This is a genomic window from Calothrix sp. CBUCES-K 9914 (assembly GCF_059640475.1).
The window spans coordinates 1-17,683 of record NZ_JBXXZH010000201.1 but is presented as its reverse complement, the minus strand read 5'-3'; the positions used below and the strand labels follow the sequence as shown (position 1 = coordinate 17,683).

The 17,683-nt window shown below is 37.0% G+C and carries 15 protein-coding genes; 11 read left to right on the top strand and 4 right to left on the bottom strand.

Features of this window, described 5'->3' with window-relative positions; translation table 11 throughout:
* Positions 1-299 precede the first annotated feature (299 nt).
* Positions 300-1,229 carry a right-handed parallel beta-helix repeat-containing protein gene (locus AC2JBO_RS32605; protein WP_496957784.1) on the top strand — a complete coding sequence of 310 codons (930 nt, stop codon included), beginning with the start codon at positions 300-302 and terminating at the stop codon, positions 1,227-1,229.
* A gap of 755 nt (positions 1,230-1,984) precedes the next feature.
* Positions 1,985-3,262, top strand: a complete 1,278-nt coding sequence (locus AC2JBO_RS32600; RefSeq protein WP_496957783.1) for a S41 family peptidase — start codon at positions 1,985-1,987, stop codon at positions 3,260-3,262.
* Positions 3,263-3,332: 70 nt separating this feature from the next.
* Here AC2JBO_RS32600 and AC2JBO_RS32595 read toward each other — a convergent pair whose 3' ends face one another.
* From AC2JBO_RS32595 to AC2JBO_RS32585, 3 genes are all read right to left on the bottom strand, one after another.
* Positions 3,333-3,518 carry a DUF8622 domain-containing protein gene (locus AC2JBO_RS32595; RefSeq protein WP_496957782.1) on the bottom strand — a complete coding sequence of 62 codons (186 nt, stop codon included), beginning with the start codon at positions 3,516-3,518 and terminating at the stop codon, positions 3,333-3,335.
* Between the two features lie 3 nt (positions 3,519-3,521).
* Positions 3,522-6,212 (bottom strand): nSTAND1 domain-containing NTPase, encoded by a 2,691-nt coding sequence (locus AC2JBO_RS32590; RefSeq protein WP_496957781.1) that lies wholly within the window; start codon positions 6,210-6,212, stop codon positions 3,522-3,524.
* Positions 6,213-6,328: 116 nt separating this feature from the next.
* The gene (locus tag AC2JBO_RS32585) at positions 6,329-7,690 is read right to left on the bottom strand and encodes an ATP-binding protein (RefSeq protein ID WP_496957780.1); all 1,362 of its coding nucleotides are present in this window, start codon (positions 7,688-7,690) and stop codon (positions 6,329-6,331) included.
* A 304-nt stretch (positions 7,691-7,994) separates the two neighbouring features.
* Here AC2JBO_RS32585 and AC2JBO_RS32580 point away from each other — a divergent pair, with 304 nt between their 5' ends.
* From AC2JBO_RS32580 to AC2JBO_RS32570, 3 genes are all read left to right on the top strand, one after another.
* Positions 7,995-9,275 carry a glycosyltransferase family 2 protein gene (locus tag AC2JBO_RS32580; RefSeq protein WP_496957779.1) on the top strand — a complete coding sequence of 427 codons (1,281 nt, stop codon included), beginning with the start codon at positions 7,995-7,997 and terminating at the stop codon, positions 9,273-9,275.
* A 198-nt stretch (positions 9,276-9,473) separates the two neighbouring features.
* Positions 9,474-11,180 carry an N-acyl-D-amino-acid deacylase family protein gene (locus AC2JBO_RS32575; protein WP_496957778.1) on the top strand — a complete coding sequence of 569 codons (1,707 nt, stop codon included), beginning with the start codon at positions 9,474-9,476 and terminating at the stop codon, positions 11,178-11,180.
* 86 nt (positions 11,181-11,266) lie between these two features.
* A complete protein-coding gene (locus AC2JBO_RS32570) occupies positions 11,267-11,683 on the top strand; it encodes an Mpo1-like protein (protein WP_496957777.1) in 417 nt (138 codons plus the stop codon).
* Positions 11,684-12,009: 326 nt separating this feature from the next.
* Here the strand turns inward: AC2JBO_RS32570 and AC2JBO_RS32565 are convergent, their stop codons facing one another.
* Complete coding sequence (locus AC2JBO_RS32565; protein ID WP_496957776.1) at positions 12,010-12,834, bottom strand: hypothetical protein; 825 nt, start codon at positions 12,832-12,834, stop codon at positions 12,010-12,012.
* Between the two features lie 777 nt (positions 12,835-13,611).
* Here AC2JBO_RS32565 and AC2JBO_RS32560 point away from each other — a divergent pair.
* The 6 genes from AC2JBO_RS32560 to AC2JBO_RS32535 form a co-directional block, all read left to right on the top strand.
* Positions 13,612-13,965, top strand: a complete 354-nt coding sequence (locus AC2JBO_RS32560; RefSeq protein ID WP_496957775.1) for a hypothetical protein — start codon at positions 13,612-13,614, stop codon at positions 13,963-13,965.
* A gap of 110 nt (positions 13,966-14,075) precedes the next feature.
* A complete protein-coding gene (locus tag AC2JBO_RS32555; protein ID WP_496957774.1) occupies positions 14,076-14,408 on the top strand; it encodes a hypothetical protein in 333 nt (110 codons plus the stop codon).
* Between the two features lie 63 nt (positions 14,409-14,471).
* The gene (locus AC2JBO_RS32550; protein ID WP_496957773.1) at positions 14,472-14,801 is read left to right on the top strand and encodes a hypothetical protein; all 330 of its coding nucleotides are present in this window, start codon (positions 14,472-14,474) and stop codon (positions 14,799-14,801) included.
* A 38-nt stretch (positions 14,802-14,839) separates the two neighbouring features.
* The gene (locus AC2JBO_RS32545; RefSeq protein WP_496957772.1) at positions 14,840-15,199 is read left to right on the top strand and encodes a hypothetical protein; all 360 of its coding nucleotides are present in this window, start codon (positions 14,840-14,842) and stop codon (positions 15,197-15,199) included.
* A 219-nt stretch (positions 15,200-15,418) separates the two neighbouring features.
* A complete protein-coding gene (locus AC2JBO_RS32540) occupies positions 15,419-15,970 on the top strand; it encodes a hypothetical protein (RefSeq protein WP_496957771.1) in 552 nt (183 codons plus the stop codon).
* Between the two features lie 307 nt (positions 15,971-16,277).
* On the top strand, positions 16,278-17,683 hold a 1,406-nt coding region (locus AC2JBO_RS32535), incomplete at its 3' end, for a hypothetical protein (protein ID WP_496957770.1).

Here is a 17,683-nt window from a genome sequence, read left to right as displayed (position 1 = left end):
GATGATTAATTCTCGTAGGGTGCGTGACGCTACGAAAAAATTCCAATGATATATAAGACTCGTGGTGTCACGCACCTTATGTTGTCACATAAATTAATGGTGCGTTTATTTCGTTGTTTCGATTTGTAGAAACACGATTTTTTTATTCTTTGAATACAAATTTTAATTGCGCTTAATGTTGTTTAAATTGACAATTACGTAGTATATTTATTTACTTTCAATATTCATTATTAGTACTCAGGATGTTTTAGTAAATGTACGAATACAGTAGCTATGTCACTTTCCCACACATCGCTACTATGAATTATAAATTATTCACTACACTTGTAACTTATTCAAGTGCAGTGTTACTAAGCTTAACAAATATTTCTGAAGTATACGCACAAGCGTCACAAGCTGCGTCGGCGCCTGTAGTGAACATATCTACTCAAACGATATTGTACGTTAATCCACAATTAGGAACAGATGGCGCCAGTGCAGGAAAAAGTGAGGTTACACCTTATCGAAGCATATCGTATGCACTTGGACAAGCTACACCTGGAACGGTTATCCAGCTAGCTTCAGGACGGTATTTCAGCGAATCTTTTCCACTCATTCTTAAGTCCGATGTAACTCTAAAGGGTAATGAGAATATGCAGGGTCAAGGAGTGGAAATCATTGGTGGAGATTCTTATATGAGTAGAACTTTCGCGAAGCAGAGTGTCACAGTCGTAGCGTCCGATAGTTCGTCAATTTCTGGAGTCACTATAACCAATCCAAACACGCGCGGAACTGGTATTTGGGTTGAGTCTGGACAACCTATCATCCGTAACAGTAGCTTTATCAATAGTAAACGCGAAGGAATATTTGTAACAGGTCATGCGGCGCCTAGAATTGAAAACAACCGCTTTGCTAACAACGATGCTAACGGTGTTTCGTTTGCAAAGGAAGCAACAGGAGAAATTCGCAATAATATCTTTGATAACACAGGGTTTGGTGTTGCAATTGGTGGTAACTCAACACCTTTAGTTTCCGATAATCAAATCCGTGGAAACCGCAATGGAATTGTATTAACAGACTCAGCGAAACCTAAATTATTATCAAATATAATTGAGAACAACAGCGACTATGGTTTAGTAATTATGGGAGAGTCCCAACCAAACCTGGACAGAAATATCTTTAAAGACAACAAAATACTAGATCAATTCCGCGTCGTTCCAACCCTTCAATCGGCGCCTGACGATAAATAATCGCGCGTGGAGTTGGCAACGGATTATAAACAGATGTAACGGATAGGTTGTTAATCTTAACTCCTCCCCTGGCTAAAGCTAGGGGATTCGCTTGCGATTTGTACTGATGAAAGCGCATTTAAAATTAATTTTTGTAACGTTGAATGATAAAGGAATAGTCACAATATATGGCAGTCCTAAATCATTTGTGAACCCTGCACGTTGTAGAGACGCGACATGTCGCGTCTCTACATTTCGGAATTTTTTACAATTCATCTAGGACTGCTATATATATATATTGTTAAGCTTTTGACAAAAATTATTTGTGCATATGCACTGACTATGGTTAGTGGGGTCTGTAAGTGTACAAAGTAATACAATCTGCTATGGGTTGGGTTACGCAAAGCCTTGACCCAACCTAGAATTATTAAGTAAGTATCATTCAACAGCAGTAAGGTGAGGCAATTGTCAAGTCTGCCTAGGGCTTAAAGTTAAACAAATAATGAACTTTTAAATAGGACAAAAGTCACGGTCTTTCCATTACTTTTTGACTAGTGCAGTTAGGAACTTTGGTACATGCTTTGAGTCACCGCAACGTCTAAGATTAGCTGGTGTAAATAAGGTTACGACCTTTACAACATTAAAAATTATCCATGAATTGACTACAATTAAGGATATTTTAAGACTGCTTGTTTCCATCATCAAGGATAGCTAAAGATAATTCTCAGCAATTCTCTGCACTGTTTTTGTGAATCCATCCTTATTTGATTTACAGTATGTTGAAAAAATCGATCGTCAGCCTCAAAATTGCCCTAAGTGCTACGCTTATCGTAGGTAGTGGTTTCTACGCTTCAAAAGCTCTAGGTCAAAAACAGCCTAGCTCTGTAGATTTGGTGAAGCAAGTGTGGCAAATCTTGAATCAAGATTTTGTTGATGGCAGCTTTAACCATCTAGACTGGAAAGCAATTCGACAAACCTATGTTAACCGCTCCTACAGTTCTAAGGAACAGGCTTATGGTGCAATTAAAGAAATGGTTGGGAAGTTAGGCGACCGCTACACTGAATTTTATAACCCCCAAGAATATAAGGCTCTAGATGGAGACCTTGCTGGCAACCTTACCGGTGTGGGACTGGAACTGGCACAGAATGAAAAAACCAAAGCTTTAACTGTTGTAGCGCCAGTTGAAGGAACACCTGCTTATAAAGCGGGCATTTTGCCTAACGATGTAATTATTAAGATTGATGGTAAGCCAACTCAAGGCATGGATATTAATGATGCTGTAAAACAAATTCAAGGTAAGATAGGAAGCAAGGTAGTACTTACGATTCAACGCGACAACCAAGTCCAAACATTCCAGCTTACTAGAGCTAACATTGCCCTCCATCCCGTTACTTACCACACCGAGACTAATGGAACAGGGAAAATAGGATATATTAATCTACCTGAATTTACACAAACTGCTCCCTCTGAAATGGAACAGGCAATTAAAGCCTTAGAAAAGCAGCATGTGCAAGGTTATGTTTTAGATTTGCGTTCCGATCCAGGTGGACTGCTGGATGCAAGTTTGGAAATTGCTGGTATGTGGTTGAAAAAAGATGCGATTGTGTCTTTGGTAAATCGGGATCAAGTTAAAGAAAGCTACAATGCGACGGGACATCCCTTAACCAATAAACCTTTGGTTGTGCTAGTTGATCAGGGGTCTGCCAGTGCTAGTGAAATTTTGGCAGGAGCGTTGCAAGATGATAAGCGCGCGACGTTGGTAGGAACTCGTACTTTTGGCAAAGGATTAGTTCAAGCAGTAGAACCGCTGGGAGATGGTTCGGCGTTGAAACTTACAATTGCTAAGTACTACACGCCAAAAGGTCGAGATATCAATCATGTGGGTATTGCACCAGATATTACGGTGGAGTTAACCGAGGTACAACAAAAAGCATTAGAGAAAAACCGCACTTTGGGCACGTTAGCTGATCCTCAATATGCTAGCGCAGTTGCGGACTTAAACCAATTGATTCAAACAGGGGCAAACCAGGTTAGTTGGCAACGTGGGGAATAAGTATATATAAGAGTACTCTGATTGTTTCCAATCTCGTAGGATAGGCGTCTCGCCTGTCCTACAGGATCATCTATTTTTTGGTCTTTTCGGCTTTCCAGGTTCCACCATAAACATAAAACGGGTTATCTTGACTAATCTGCTGCCAGCAATTAGGACATACGAAAGCCCAGTCCCCTTCTTCATATTTAACTCTATACAAAACAGGCGCCGATTGATTGCAAATGTGACAAGGTTTGATACGCGCTCTTACTGCCATACTTTAGTGAATTACTATTACTAATAGTACTATTATAACAAATGCAGTAAATAATACCCATTTATAAACTTGAATTTGTGCTTCTAATTGTTGAAGCTTGAGTATCAAGTCATTTATTTTTGGTCGCTGTTGTTTTTGAATGAATGTTGCTAAATAGTCATGAACAAGCTGATAACGGTCATCAGGATTTGCGGGGATTAAAACAACAATACCTGCTGCCACAAAAATATTTAACACTATATCTAATCTACTGTCATCTATCCTAGGTTGTTTCCAATTATTATCAGTAATCCTTAACAGAAAAGCTTGTTTCAACTCCGAACGAGTTTTAGCAGGGCGAATTGCTTTTTCGTCAGTAAGTAGATATAATAATATGTCTGCTATTTTTTGGTTTTCTTGACCACAATTTTGAATAACTTCTTGTAAGTAGCGTTTAACTAGTTCTTGTTTTGGTCCATGTTGTTGATACTGTGACGATGTTGTAATCTTTTCGGTTTCTAATTGCGCGCAAACGATTTGTAACTCAATTGGACGTACTTCACCAAATTTAATCGCTAAATCATCTACTAAACGTTCGATTAAATCTAATTCTAAATGGTGTTTGGAACGTTCACTCAGGCGCCCAATTAATGTTTTCGCGTCGTGAATTGAAAAATTACCGATTTCATATAGAATGTTTTTACTTAAAATATCATGACTAATAATATTCATGCTCTTGACACGAATACATTCAAGCAGGTAATGTAAATAATCTTTTCGTACTGATAAGATAACTTTTACTCCCAGTAGATTCAAAGACTCCCCTAAAAAATGAAAAAATTCATGTCGCTGTCCAGATGTATTGTATTTAAACAAAAACTCTTCAAATTGGTCAAAAATTAAAACAAATTTTAAATTATATGAACAAGAATTTTTAAGAATTTCCAAAATTTTATTCGGTGTGGCTTTATCGCCTTTTTCCTGTTCTTTTGATAAAGTTAATGCTAGTGCTTTATCTAATTCTTCAGCCCAGTAATCATAAAATTGTATGTATACTGTAATAATATTAATATTGGTGTTAATACTTGTTCGTTTCAAAGCTGGAATTAACCCAGCTTGTACGAGCGAAGTTTTGCCAACACCAGAGTATCCATGAATTACGATAAGTTTATGGTCGGGACGCATGATGCGTTCTAGTAACTGTTTAACATCTCGTCCTCGTCCAGATGCTGTAATTTCCGGCGCCAGTGTTTCTTCCAATGAGCTATTATCTACTGTATCAATTATTTGAGTTAAACTTGATTGGGGTTTGCGCTGCGCCCTTAATTTTCCGGTGCCAATAAATGCTCTAAACCCATACTGTTGTTCATTTGAGCGTATTTCTAACTTGCACTTGTAAGCTTCGAGATAGCGGTTTTGTTTCCAATAAACGGCTCTTAATTGCTGTAAAATCTGAATATACTGAGTCGGATTATCTTTGTTACCAAGAGAACGCGCATGTAATAAATGTTTAATTGCAAGCTCTGTTTGCCCTAATTTGATTTCTGAAGATGCAAGCAATAATAAATATAATCCTTGATGCTGTGTTCCTGAATCTTTTGTTATATAATGCAGTGCTTGATATGCGTCTTGCTTTGCCTTTTTCCATAGTCGTTTGTGCAAGGCAACTTCTGCTAAAAAACCGTAAGCGCGCGCGACTCGTGTGGAGTTACCATATAATTTTTGTAAATCTAAAGCATTTAATGCCAGACGTTGTAAATCATCCCAAGCTTCTAAACGTTTTAGTGTTTCACCCAAGGGGTTAATAAATTTGGCAACTAAATTCGGATACTTAGCTTCGGTAAAAATATCAATACACTGTTGAAAACAATCTTTCGCTTGTGTTAAATAATCTTGTGAATTTGTAGAATGTTCTGCTTTTTGATAATAACATAAACCAATGTGAAAAATCAATATTCCTGCCCGCAATTGGTAAAATGATGTTTTTTGTTGGTTCCAAAAAATTAAGCTTTGCTGAAGATAATTTAAAGCAGTATCGATTTGATGATTCAAGTAAGCTTGTTGTCCGCGCACAAAATTTACACTCGCTTGTAGTGAGGGTTCAAGTTGATATTGTATTAACTGTAAATCATGAAGATACCGAATAATTTCGTTGCGACGTATGTATCCTATTTGCCAACCAATTGAATATGTGTCTGATGTCAATGCAACTTCAAAAATGGTCTCAGTATCACGTTTTAGTTGTTTGACTAATTCATCAGTTGTGATGGTAAACTCTATTGTAGTTGCCCAGCTTTCAAAGTCACTCGATAATCGGGTCATTTTGCCTAAAATTTCGTCGTTAACCCACAAAACAATCGGAAACTTAAATTTTTTACGAAATTCCTCACGAATTAAGTTGGTTGCTATTATTAGTTGCTCTAAGTTTAATAGTGATTCTAAACCCCAGACCATGATTGCTTCTGGTTGTTTTGGTAGAAGTGCTTCAATTTTGTTGTACAGGCTGGTTTCGGTTTGTTTTAAGTTGACAATTGGAATTTTGATGCTTGTCAGTTTTTGCAAGTTTTTGTATAGGACTGAGCGTAATAGAATGTAGTTACAGCGTGCTAGGATTAATCGAAATTCTCCTTGCGATGCTGAAAGTGTCCATGCTAGTTCTTCTAATGCTGGAGATATTTCTGGGTGGATGGCACCGATTTCATTTTTTTCTGGCATTGATTTTTTTACCACAGAGACGCAGAGTACACGGAGAGAGGAATTAAGAGTTAATTAACCACAAAGGACACAAAGAGAAGAGAAGAGAAGAGAAGAGAGGAGAGGAGAAAGGATAGTTAGGGCAGGGTGTTTTGTAGTTCTTCTGCTTCTATTAATATTGGGTTTACGTCAAACCATGATTCTCCGTTATAGTTACGGTATTCAAAGACTAGACGACTGTGAATGAGTGTTTGATAATCTTTGTCACCACCTACTTTTTTACGTATACGGACTTGTCGCAGTAGTTCCCATTCTTCATCACTGATTTGCATTGTCATTTCGTTACGACGTGAACGAATTAAGGCTTCTAGTGTTTCTCTCTGCAAGGGTAATGTTCTTTGGCGTTGAATCCAGTTGTTTAGTAATCTGAGTAAGTCTCGTACATGACCACCACTGATTTGACATAGACGGTCTAAACTTTGTGGTGTGTCAAAAATCTTGGTGATTTGACTCAAACGTTTACTGGCGCCTAAGTTTGGAAAAGCCCGTACTAGTACCATTTGACGCATCAGTTCCATGCCGGGTTTACAGTAACTACCATCTTTGTAATGTATTGGCACCATTGGTAACACTCTGGCATCTTCTGGAAAGCGTTGTGTCAAGTTGTTGTAGTCATTTGAGAATTTCAGCGCTAATGGCATTGTATAAACTACATGACAATTCAGTTTGGTTAAGTACTCGCTTTGGTCAATGAATAAATACTCTTGTTGCGGGCGCCCCCAAGGTTTAACGCGGTTGTCGATGCGGTCAAGGTTATCGACGATGACGACAAGTCCATTTTTACCACGCTGTTTAAGTTTGGCGATAGCAGGTTCTAACAACTCGTTATTTATCGCTTCCAAAAGCTTAGTCTTTTGAGGTGCAAGATATTGATTGAGTCGTTCGCGTAACGTTGCATCACCTTTGGTTCGAGTGGTAATTTCTGCAATTCCCATAGAGAGTGAAAACTTTTCTTTCTCCAAGTTAAAACCAATATCACCGACAACCGGAATTTTTGCTTTCACTCCTGTAACTTCTGCATTCAATATTCTCCAGGCGCCTTGAAGTAATTCCTTAAGCTTATCGGGTTCACCTAATTTAATATCAATTAGACTCTGACTAACGTGACGTGCAATAGCTAACAAAAAATCACCAATATCAACATCAGCCATTTCCAAGTCTTGACTTGACTCAAAGTAAACTACATAAAAGTTTTCTTTTTCCAATTCTAATTTTAACTGCAACAATTCAGTAGATTTACCACAGCCAATGTGACCAGTAAACAACTGACAAGTTGGCTCAAGAGGAGAGAAAAAAGTAATATTATCTCTCAGTTCTTCAATAATTTTACCACCTCTAACCGTAGAAAAATCAATATATAACTTTTGATCCTCAACATTATCAAAAGCCAAAGTTTTACTAGGATTGGTCGCCTGATAAAAAGCGCGTAAATCTATCATATATTTATTCTTTCCTCTCTTTCTTTGCTTTCCTAGGCTATTGCGGTTCGTTATCTTAAAAAATCAGTGAATTTACTGTTTACAATTACAAAAAAGCAATAATGCTTACATAAAAAATAGATAATCCGAACTTAATATAATGGTATATTTTTTATCAAGAAAGTGTGTAGCCTATAAAAATACTTCTTCTCTCTGTGCCAAGAGCGTCTCCGTGGTAAAAATTCTTTTATATCATCACACAGAGACAGAGTGACAAAGAAAGAGTTAAACTAACATATTAAGTATATATATTTACTGGACAAGAATGAAAAACATTGCCTTAGAACAAAGCCAAAATACAACCAACTACAGGCGCCTCAAAGCCATCATAGTAATTATTTCAGTTTGGAGCATAATCAGCTTAATGCACTTAGTGCCCATTACACGGTGGCTAATACTAGTATTAACGCTTATTTTGACTTGGCAAGCAGTAAGAATGCTCATAGCAAAACCAAAAGCTTTGATTAATTCAAACGAAGCTTATTTACCTACCGTAACAATTCTAGTTCCAGCCAAAAATGAAAGTATAATATTACCTAATATAGTTGAAAGCTTATTTCACTTAGATTATCCAGCCTCACATTTAGATATATGGATTATTAATGATGCTAGTACCGATAATACTCGCCAAAGGTTAGAAAAATTACAATCACAGTTTCCTTCATTACAAGTTTATCACCGTGAGACTTCTGGCGGAGGTAAATCAGGCGCCTTAAATGCAGTATTCGGCACCACAAAAGGAGAGATAATTCTTGTTTGCGATGCTGACGCGCAATTTACTACTAATTTTTTAAAACAAACAGTTTCTTTATTTCAAGATAACACCATTGGTGCAGTACAAGTAAGAAAAACAATTGCAAATCGTAATATTAACTTCTTAACTCGCTGTCAGCAGATGGAAATGAGTTGCGATGCTTGGTTACAAACGCATCGTATTGCAGCTTCCGGGATGACAGAACTTCGAGGAAATGGCATGTTTGTAAGGCGCCACCTTCTAGAGAAATGTAACGGATGGAATGAGAACACTGTTACCGATGATTTAGATTTGGTATTTAGATTATATATTGCAGGAGCAGAAATAGAATTTGTGACGGCGCCTACTATTAAAGAACAAGGAGTAATAACTTGGTGGCAGCTATGGCATCAACGCTTTCGTTGGTCACTTGGAGGTTATCAACGTTATTTGGATTATTTACCGCAAATGCTAAATTTGGGTTGGAAAAAAGAAATAGATTTACTTTTATTTTTAATATTACAGTTTATTTTACCAATTGGACTGATTCCCGATTTACTCTGGACAGTCTTCTATAGTCATAACGCAGTACTTTTTCCCCTTCAATTTCTCCTAGGTATAATTCTTACCATCGGTTTTGTTGCAGGACTTTACCAATTTCAAAACTTGCGGGGATGGTCATTATTATGGTCAACGCTTCAAGGTTCTTTTTATATGCTGCACTGGATACCTATCATGATTGTTACTACACTTAGTTTATGTATAAAGCCTTCTCAGTTAAACTGGGTAAAAACTGAACACTATGGAAATTAACTTTAATGTTACTCTCTTTGTGTCCTTTGTGTCCTTTGTGTCTTTGTGGTAAAAAGAACACATGACTGCACAGGCTAGAAGCCTATGCTACAAGCCATACCCTAAATACCAGTTATGATTGTTACTACACTTAGTTCATGTATAAAGCCTTCTCAGTTAAACTGGGTAAAAACCGAGCATTATAGAAATTAATTATTTATGCTAGACCTATTAATTAAGAACGGTTTAGTTTTTGACGGGTTAGGAACGGCGCCTATACGTCGAGACATTGGTATTCAAAATGGGCAAATTGTCAATATCGCTCCATCACTATCTCTAGAAGCATATAACATTGTTGATGCAACTGGGTTATGGGTAACACCTGGTTTTATCGATATTCATACGCATTATGATTTAGAGGTGGAGATAGCACCAGGTTTAAGCGAGTCAGTACGTCATGGTGTAACAACTGTAGTTATTGGAAATTGTAGCTTGTCTGTGGCAATTGGGGCGCCGCAAGATTTAGCAGATATTTTTCAACGAGTCGAAACGCTTTCGCACAAGCTAATTGAGAAATGGTTACAAAAATCTGTTTCGTGGCAAACTCCCAAAGAGTATTTACAGCATTTACAGCAGTTACCCTTGGGACCAAATGTAGCGGTAATGTTTGGACATAGTGCATTACGCGCGCATGTTATGGGGTTGGAACGTAGTTTAACTGCTCAACCTAACGAAAAAGAACTACAAATAATGGAAGAAATAGCAGCACAAGCATTGGACGCAGGATTTATTGGCATCTCTATAGATATGTTTCCTTGGCATTTAATGAGTGGTGAATGGAGTGGTTGCACTATTCCTTCGCAACACGCGCAATATAAAGAATACGCAATGCTGGCAAATCTTTGTCGGCAACGCGATAAAGTTTTTCAGGTAACACCCAACTTACAACGGCTTGCTTCCTTTTGGGATATTTTTCGGATGAGTTTAGGTAATCTTCCTTTACGCTTAACTGTGCTTTCTGCATTAGATGCTGTCCACGACCGTAAACTATGGCGAGTTTTCTCTCCTATTTTATTTATATGGAACAGGATATTTAGAGGTAATGTTCGGTTTCAAACTTTAACGGAACCTTTTACTATATATTCCAACGGTCCAGTTACACCATTATTTGAAGAATTTCCCTCTGGTGTAAAGCTGAATGGTTGTAATTCCAGAGAAGAACGTCAACAATTATGGAAGTCACCTGGTTTTGTATCTCAATTTCGTACTGACTGGTGCAATAAATGGCGCCGTTCATTTCATCGTCAGTTAGAAAACATGGAAATTGTGCGTTGTCCTGAAGAAACATGGCTTCGTTTAAGCTTTGCAGAAGTCGCTCGTAAAAAGCAGCAAGACCCTTTAGAGTTTTTTATCGAGGCATTACAGTTGTACGATACAGATATACGATGGGTAGCTACAGGCGCCAATGACCGACTCGAACCCAGAAAAGCAATGATGTCACACCCGCATATATTACCTGGTTTTACAGATGCTGGGGCACACGTGCGAAACTTAGGATACTATGATGGCGCCTTATCTTTACTCAAACAAGCAGTTGTCACCAAATTTATTAAACCCGAAACAGCTATACATCGTGTAACAGGAGAACCTGCCCAATGGTTCCGGCTAGATACAGGAATAATAAAAGTAGGCGCCAAAGCTGATATAGTTTTACTCAACCCCGATGCACTCAATCAACCCATCAGTCCCCAAGTAGAAGTTTTTGACCCAGTACTCGATGGAGAACCGCGAATGGTTAAACGTGGTTCAGAAGAAATAATTCAAGCTGTATATATAAGCGGTGTAAAAGTAATTGACCAAGGTAAAGTAAATCAACACTTGGGTCAACAGCAACTCGGAACAGTTTTATCTTCATATAAAACGTAGGGTGCGTGACGCAAATAGCAATTAATAAACGAAGCAAAAATCTAGTAGCGTCACGCACCACCACTCACAATTAATAAACGAAACAAATGAATAAATCAAAGCCCACCCTGACAAATAATCTCAGAAACAGTATAAACAAAAATATCACAGACCATCCATTTACAGACTACTGGGATATATTTGTTCTCAAACACCAACACCCTGTAAACATTGCTTTTCATATCCTAGGAATCCTTATATTTTACAGCTTACTTCTTGGCGCCGCTTACTTCCACAATATTTGGTTACTTTGTGCTTTACCTCTAACACAGTTAGTAGGTTTAATCGGACATTTATTATTTGAGCGTAGTCATATTGATATACAAGATGCAGTGTTTTCGTGGCGTGCGTCTCGTTGTTTAGGAAAAATGCTATGGAGAGTTATAATAGGTAAATATAAAGAGGATATTCAACAACGCTTGAATATCTTATACACTTATTTAAGTAATTACCACAACACGTAGCGCCTATCTCAATTTTATCTAAATATGTATAAAATAGAAAAAATAAACTCACAAGGGGTAAAACATGGCAACCCAACTTAGTGAACCATTTTTGTCTGATACCGAAGGTCAAGGATATGTTCAGGGTGAATAATATTCGTCAAAACAAACACATCCACCAGGTAAATGGTTTATATCGTAAGTCTTGTGACAGGTGTCAGGTTTTACAAGACAAGAGATAATACATCTAGCTGGCTTGCAAGACAAAGTAATCGTTGAATTGTTAGTAAATTATCCTTACTGCTTGTAAGGAGCGTGCAGTAAGGATAAGTGATTTACTATTTAAACTACTTAATTGTTACAGTTAATTCATAAGTAGCATTACCGCGCGTTCCTCCAACTACAATTTGGTAGTCTCCATTTACAGGGAGTTTTCCGTTCCAAGTTGTTGCTTCTTGTTTGATAGTTTTACCATCAGGTGCGATGACATCAAATACAGCATTCTTTTCCAAAGATGTGATTCTCAGATTCATTTGTTGTCCTTTTTTGGCGCCAACTAAGTAAGTGTCGCGCTCTCCTCTAATTACAGATTGTTTTATTGTCTTCGAGTTAGCACCAGCTGCAAAATTGACCCGAACAGGCGTTCTGGTTGGTGCTGTTTTTGTATCAGAGGTAGAGGTTGTACAATTGACTTTAGTAAAAGTTTCTCTACCTGTATTTAAAGTAGACTCGGTAATTGTCCAGGTTTCTTGAGTATTTTGAGTATCATTTTCAATTTTGGTAACAATTTTCAGTTTCGCTTTATCAGCCGCCAATTCTCCCGTCAAAGTTTGCTGGTAGGAACTATAATAACCCTGAGCAGGATTCTGGATAGTTGCTGCCACAGTGCCATTGACCTTGTTAGCTCCACTAATATTTATCTGGGCTGTTGCATCAAGCGTTTTTGTTTTGGCTGAATAGCAATATCTACCAGGCGCCAGTTTTTTACTAGCTTTATTATATGAGGTTGTTGGTTGTGCAGTAGTTGTTGCTGCAACCGTTAAAGTAGATGCTACTGGACTAGATGCTACATTAGGAGACGCACTGGCAGAATTGGAATTTAAAACGCTACTTGTTAAATATAAAAGAGTAATTACAGCACCACTAGGCACAAACAGCTTGTTTATCATCATTCTGGATTTTCACTTTGATTTCGTCTTAAATAGTCAAACAAATCGATTATCCCTGATTACGGAAAAATTCGAGGTCAATTTTAATACTTTTTTTAGAGTTACCATTAAGTGACTAGAAGCCAAATTCATGTCTTAATTAAATTTAGTCAACCGTGTAATTACTATGAATATTGTCGTTGTTGCAAAAATTGCAACTGAGAGTTTTAAAAAGATGTGAACCACGGTTCACATTTTATTACCCAAAATCCAGGCGCCTAATTACTCAACAACCGAACGTTCATTCATTAGCTTGTTAGTTTTTTTGTATTACTTTTTGGGTGTGACAAAACAGAAAGTAAGCGTAGTTCCTTGTAAATTAAGCTTCTGGACTGTCTCTGGCCTCACATCAAAAAAATATGTCTAAATTTTCAACTAAAACTTGACACACATAAATACTTTGGTTAAAGTGTTTATAGACAGCAGTGAGAGGGAAAGAACAAGAAATAATATTTAAAACATATTTTTCACCAAAAACTTTCTTGCCTATCCGGAATGACTCTACAGAACCCTGTAGCTAAAATCATTCCAAACGATAAAAACACTACATCAAATTGCAGTATAAGCAATATTATTGTTAAACCTTAGAGGGTTAACAATAGTTTAGCAATCGACTCTAGATTTAAAGGGGTTTTTGTCGTCCTCAACACTTAAGTTTTTTAATTAAATAACTTGAGTGAGATTCAAAAATGGTTTTAACTTTTAATCGAACAACACACAACTAAGACAAGGTATACAACAATGTTGAAGAAATCTTTAGTTCTCGGTGTACTCGCAGCATTAGCAATGGCGCCCGCAGCATTTGCAGGTGATCAAGTGCAAGGTAGCAACGTAAATAACACCACCTCGGTAGGTAATGTTGGCAATCACAACCGAACCACTGTTAACAATACAACCGATGTCAATCAATCCCAGAGCAAGTTTAGCTCGCATCGTTACGGTCGGCGCCATCGAGCTTGCAGTTCTAGTGGTAATCAAGTTCAAGGAAGTGCTGTTAACAATGTAGTTGCTGTTGGTAACGTTGGAAATCGCAACAGTAATCGTATTAATAACGATACCATCGTTAACCAAGCTCAATCTGCTGCTTGCTATTAATACTAATACGGTGCGTGACGCTACTAGTTTTATAACTTTAGTTCAAGTTCTTTATAGCGTCACACACCCTACACATCTAAACAACACACAACTAATATAAGGTATATGAAATGTTTAAAAAATCTTTGATTCTCGCTGTACTTGCAGCTTTTGCAATGGCGCCTGTTGCATTTGCTGGTGAGCAAGTACAGGGTGACACCGGGAATACAAATATTAACGCTAGTAATGTTGGTAAAGGCAATAGAATCCGCATTATCAATAGAACTTATGTGATTAAATCACAAAGAAGAGCTAAGAAGCTTTTATGTCAATCCCCAAGTAACCAAACTCAAGGGAATGCCATTAATAATAATATTGCGGCTGCTAACGTCGGAAATCGTAACCGTATCAAAATTACTAACGTTAATAACGTTGTTCAAGGTCAAGCTGCTCAATGTTCTTAGTTCTGGTGGATGACACCATTACACAAACAACAAAACAACACACAACTATTAAGATACACAAAAATGAAGAACACTATCTACACTCTCGGTTTATTAGCTGCTGTAATTATCGCTCCCAATGCAGCGTTTGCTGGTCAAGGTCAGGATGCAAACCAAGAACTTAATCAATCTGTATATATTAATGGTTCTGGTAACTCTGCCCATGTTAACGGTTCCCAAACCACCAGTCAAAAACAACGTAGAAGCGCATATTGCGGTTATAGAACAGGTTCTCAACGCCAAAGTTCCGACCAACTTTTGAATCAGAATGTTGGAATTATTGGAAATCATAACAGAGCTAACGTTAATGGAACGCAAAGAACAACCCAAAATCAAGCTTTCAGAGGCTGTTAATACAGAACACAACCATATATCAAACGGCGAAATACATCATGAAACTAAAATTAATTGCTCTCGCTACAGCAATGAGTGCGATACCAACACTCGTTCCTCCACTCACACCTAAAGCTAGTGCTACCTGTATCAATGTTGCAGTTGACAACCAAATTGCAATTCACGACCGCAATAAACCTGCAAACCAAAGAAGAAATACTAATCAAGGTATCAGTAAAAATTGTTTCGGTAATACGTCTACTGCAACTGGTACTCAAGTTTACACCGGAGGGGGTAAAGTTAATCAAAGCATTAATAGAACTCAGCATCTTTCTGGTGGTAAAAACCCTACAGGAGTAAAAATGCCACATATCAATATTGATGTTGGCACCCAAGTCAACGTACCCGTTCCCTGGTAGGGTGCGTGACACTACTTACAATCCTAAAACGAAGGGCAATTTTCGTAGTGTCACGCACATTATTACAAACGTATAATGTTACAAATTGTTGCCCCCTTCAGGGGGCTTTCAGATTTCTTAAGTAAATTAAAAATAGAAGCATTTCATTATAAAATCTGCTCTACCCCAAAAACATGGTACAAAACATAATTACTAAAAACTCTATTTTAAATAAAATTTATGCGAAAACTACTTCTTTACGGTCTTCCCCTTGGTCTTATTATTAGTCTCATCATCGGAGTCAATAATAGCTTTTCCTATAGTCAGCAAACCTCGACTGTTAAAACTTCGACTGTTAAAACTACAACCACTTCCACGCAAAACACTGACGACTACTCGAATGACGATACGGAAGGTGATGATGTGAATAATTTTACCGTTAATAGCCAAGTATCAAGCAGTTCTTCCGATAATATCCAAAGAAACAGTTTAACTATAAGTTCTGCTAATCTCAAACAGCCTCATATTCTCAAAATTAATTCTCCTAATGCAAAACTACAAGGAGAAATAAAGATTAATGGAAAAACAGTCAAACGCTTAAACAACCATTCATCAGAAATCAATTTATCACCATATTTATCGGTAGGGCAACAAAAAGTCGAGGTTTTTGCCCGTTACACTCCTACTACAGCATCCGTTAGCATAGATATGAAGAGTTCTGATAGTAATATTTCTCAGCAAAGTAGCGGCAATGGCATCCTTAATTACACTTTAGATTTAAGTGTACAGTAGTGGCGCCATTATTGATGGTGCGTCACAGCTAGTGTTTCGTGTCATTAAATTTGGTAGGTTAGGTGTCTCGCCTGACCTTTTTTGACTGAGCCAAGAAAAATAAGTAAAGGGAGGGTACATTTAGTATTGGCGTTGTACAGTGAAGGTGTGAGTGTAGAAGAAATTGGTAAAATTACAGGTTCACCTCGTCGAAGCATAGAGCAATATATAAGCGAGTTTGAAAATAACTGTGACTATGGCACCAGTATTCCATAATTGATTAAATTCATAATGTAGTTTAACATGGCAACGCACTCAAACTACAAATATGGATTATTTACTTGGTATAGTTAGAAAAACTGATAAGCTAATGGCTGTGGTAAACAGGGTTAAGCATCAGGTTGATTTTAGTCGTGATATTGTATTTACGAATGATATAGATTTAGAAAAGAGTCTATACGAAATTGTCGAATACCCTGTAGAATTATTGGCACCATCACTTTACGCTAAAAAAGAACAATTGATAGCATCGTGGAATTATTTGAGTTGCGTTGAAGAATTAAATGCAGAAACACTTTTTCATGTTTTAGTAATTTTGATTGAGACGGCGCCGGATTTGTTAGAATTGGAAGTGACATTACAACCTTTGCCAGTAGATAATTCTAAGCAAGTAATAAAACCTACTGCTGCACATCCAAGAGCGTACAAAGGAACTAAGCAAAAGCCACCAAAACCAAAAGCTTTTTCTAAAATTGATTTGAGATTATATTTAGGTGATAAGAAAAATCAGAACCAAGTACTTTTAAGGTTGAGTAAACATTGGGTAGAAGCTTTAAAACAGCTTGATAGGGTAGGATACAATATTGGTTCTTTATCAGCAATATCGACAGAAGACTTTATTCTTGACCCATACTATGCATATCATCATAATTTATACGTTGCTATAAATTCACCTGAACTACCCATACCTTTTCATAGATATTTATTGGGTACAATGAAAGGTTTAGCTTGGACGGAGGTAATAGGTTATTTATCTATTTACTGGGGTCTTGCGCTTGATAGTCAACTTGATATGTTGTCAGCAATGAGTCGATTATTAAGTCACGTAAACAATAATACCTTAAAATGGTGTCAAATTATCGTTCAGCAACCTAGTTCACGGCGCCTGGTTTTTACTACTATATTAATTGAAACTGAATTTTATAATAAATCTGTATTGATTGAAGATATCGAACGTTTTAATCAGATAGTGATTGAAGAAAATTATTCTTACTGGGTTTATTGTTTTTTTACAGCATTAAAAAAGGATATTTCTGTTGATTATATATTGGCTGGTTTCAAGCTAGCTTCTAAGTTTCACCCACATTATGATTGTTTTCACTATTTGAATGATAATTCATGGTTTCCTGATGAAGTCGTAGAAAAACTGATTGATATTGGAAATGTCATGCAGTGGGAAGAAAAAAGATATTTAGATATTTGGAAAGACTGTGGAAAACTTGAAGGATTAATCGAGATTATTTTACGTATTGATTGGAATTATTATACTGATGATGTAAAAAATGAATATCTATATTTTTATTTGTTAGTCATCGATTTATATTGTAGTGATACTGAAATGAAACTACAAAAAGCTAAATGGGTATTTATTCGAGGACAAGTTGATATAATAGATAATTTACTTAGAAAAGTAAATGCAGAATTTCAGTGTAAAGCAATTAAGGATTTAAAGCA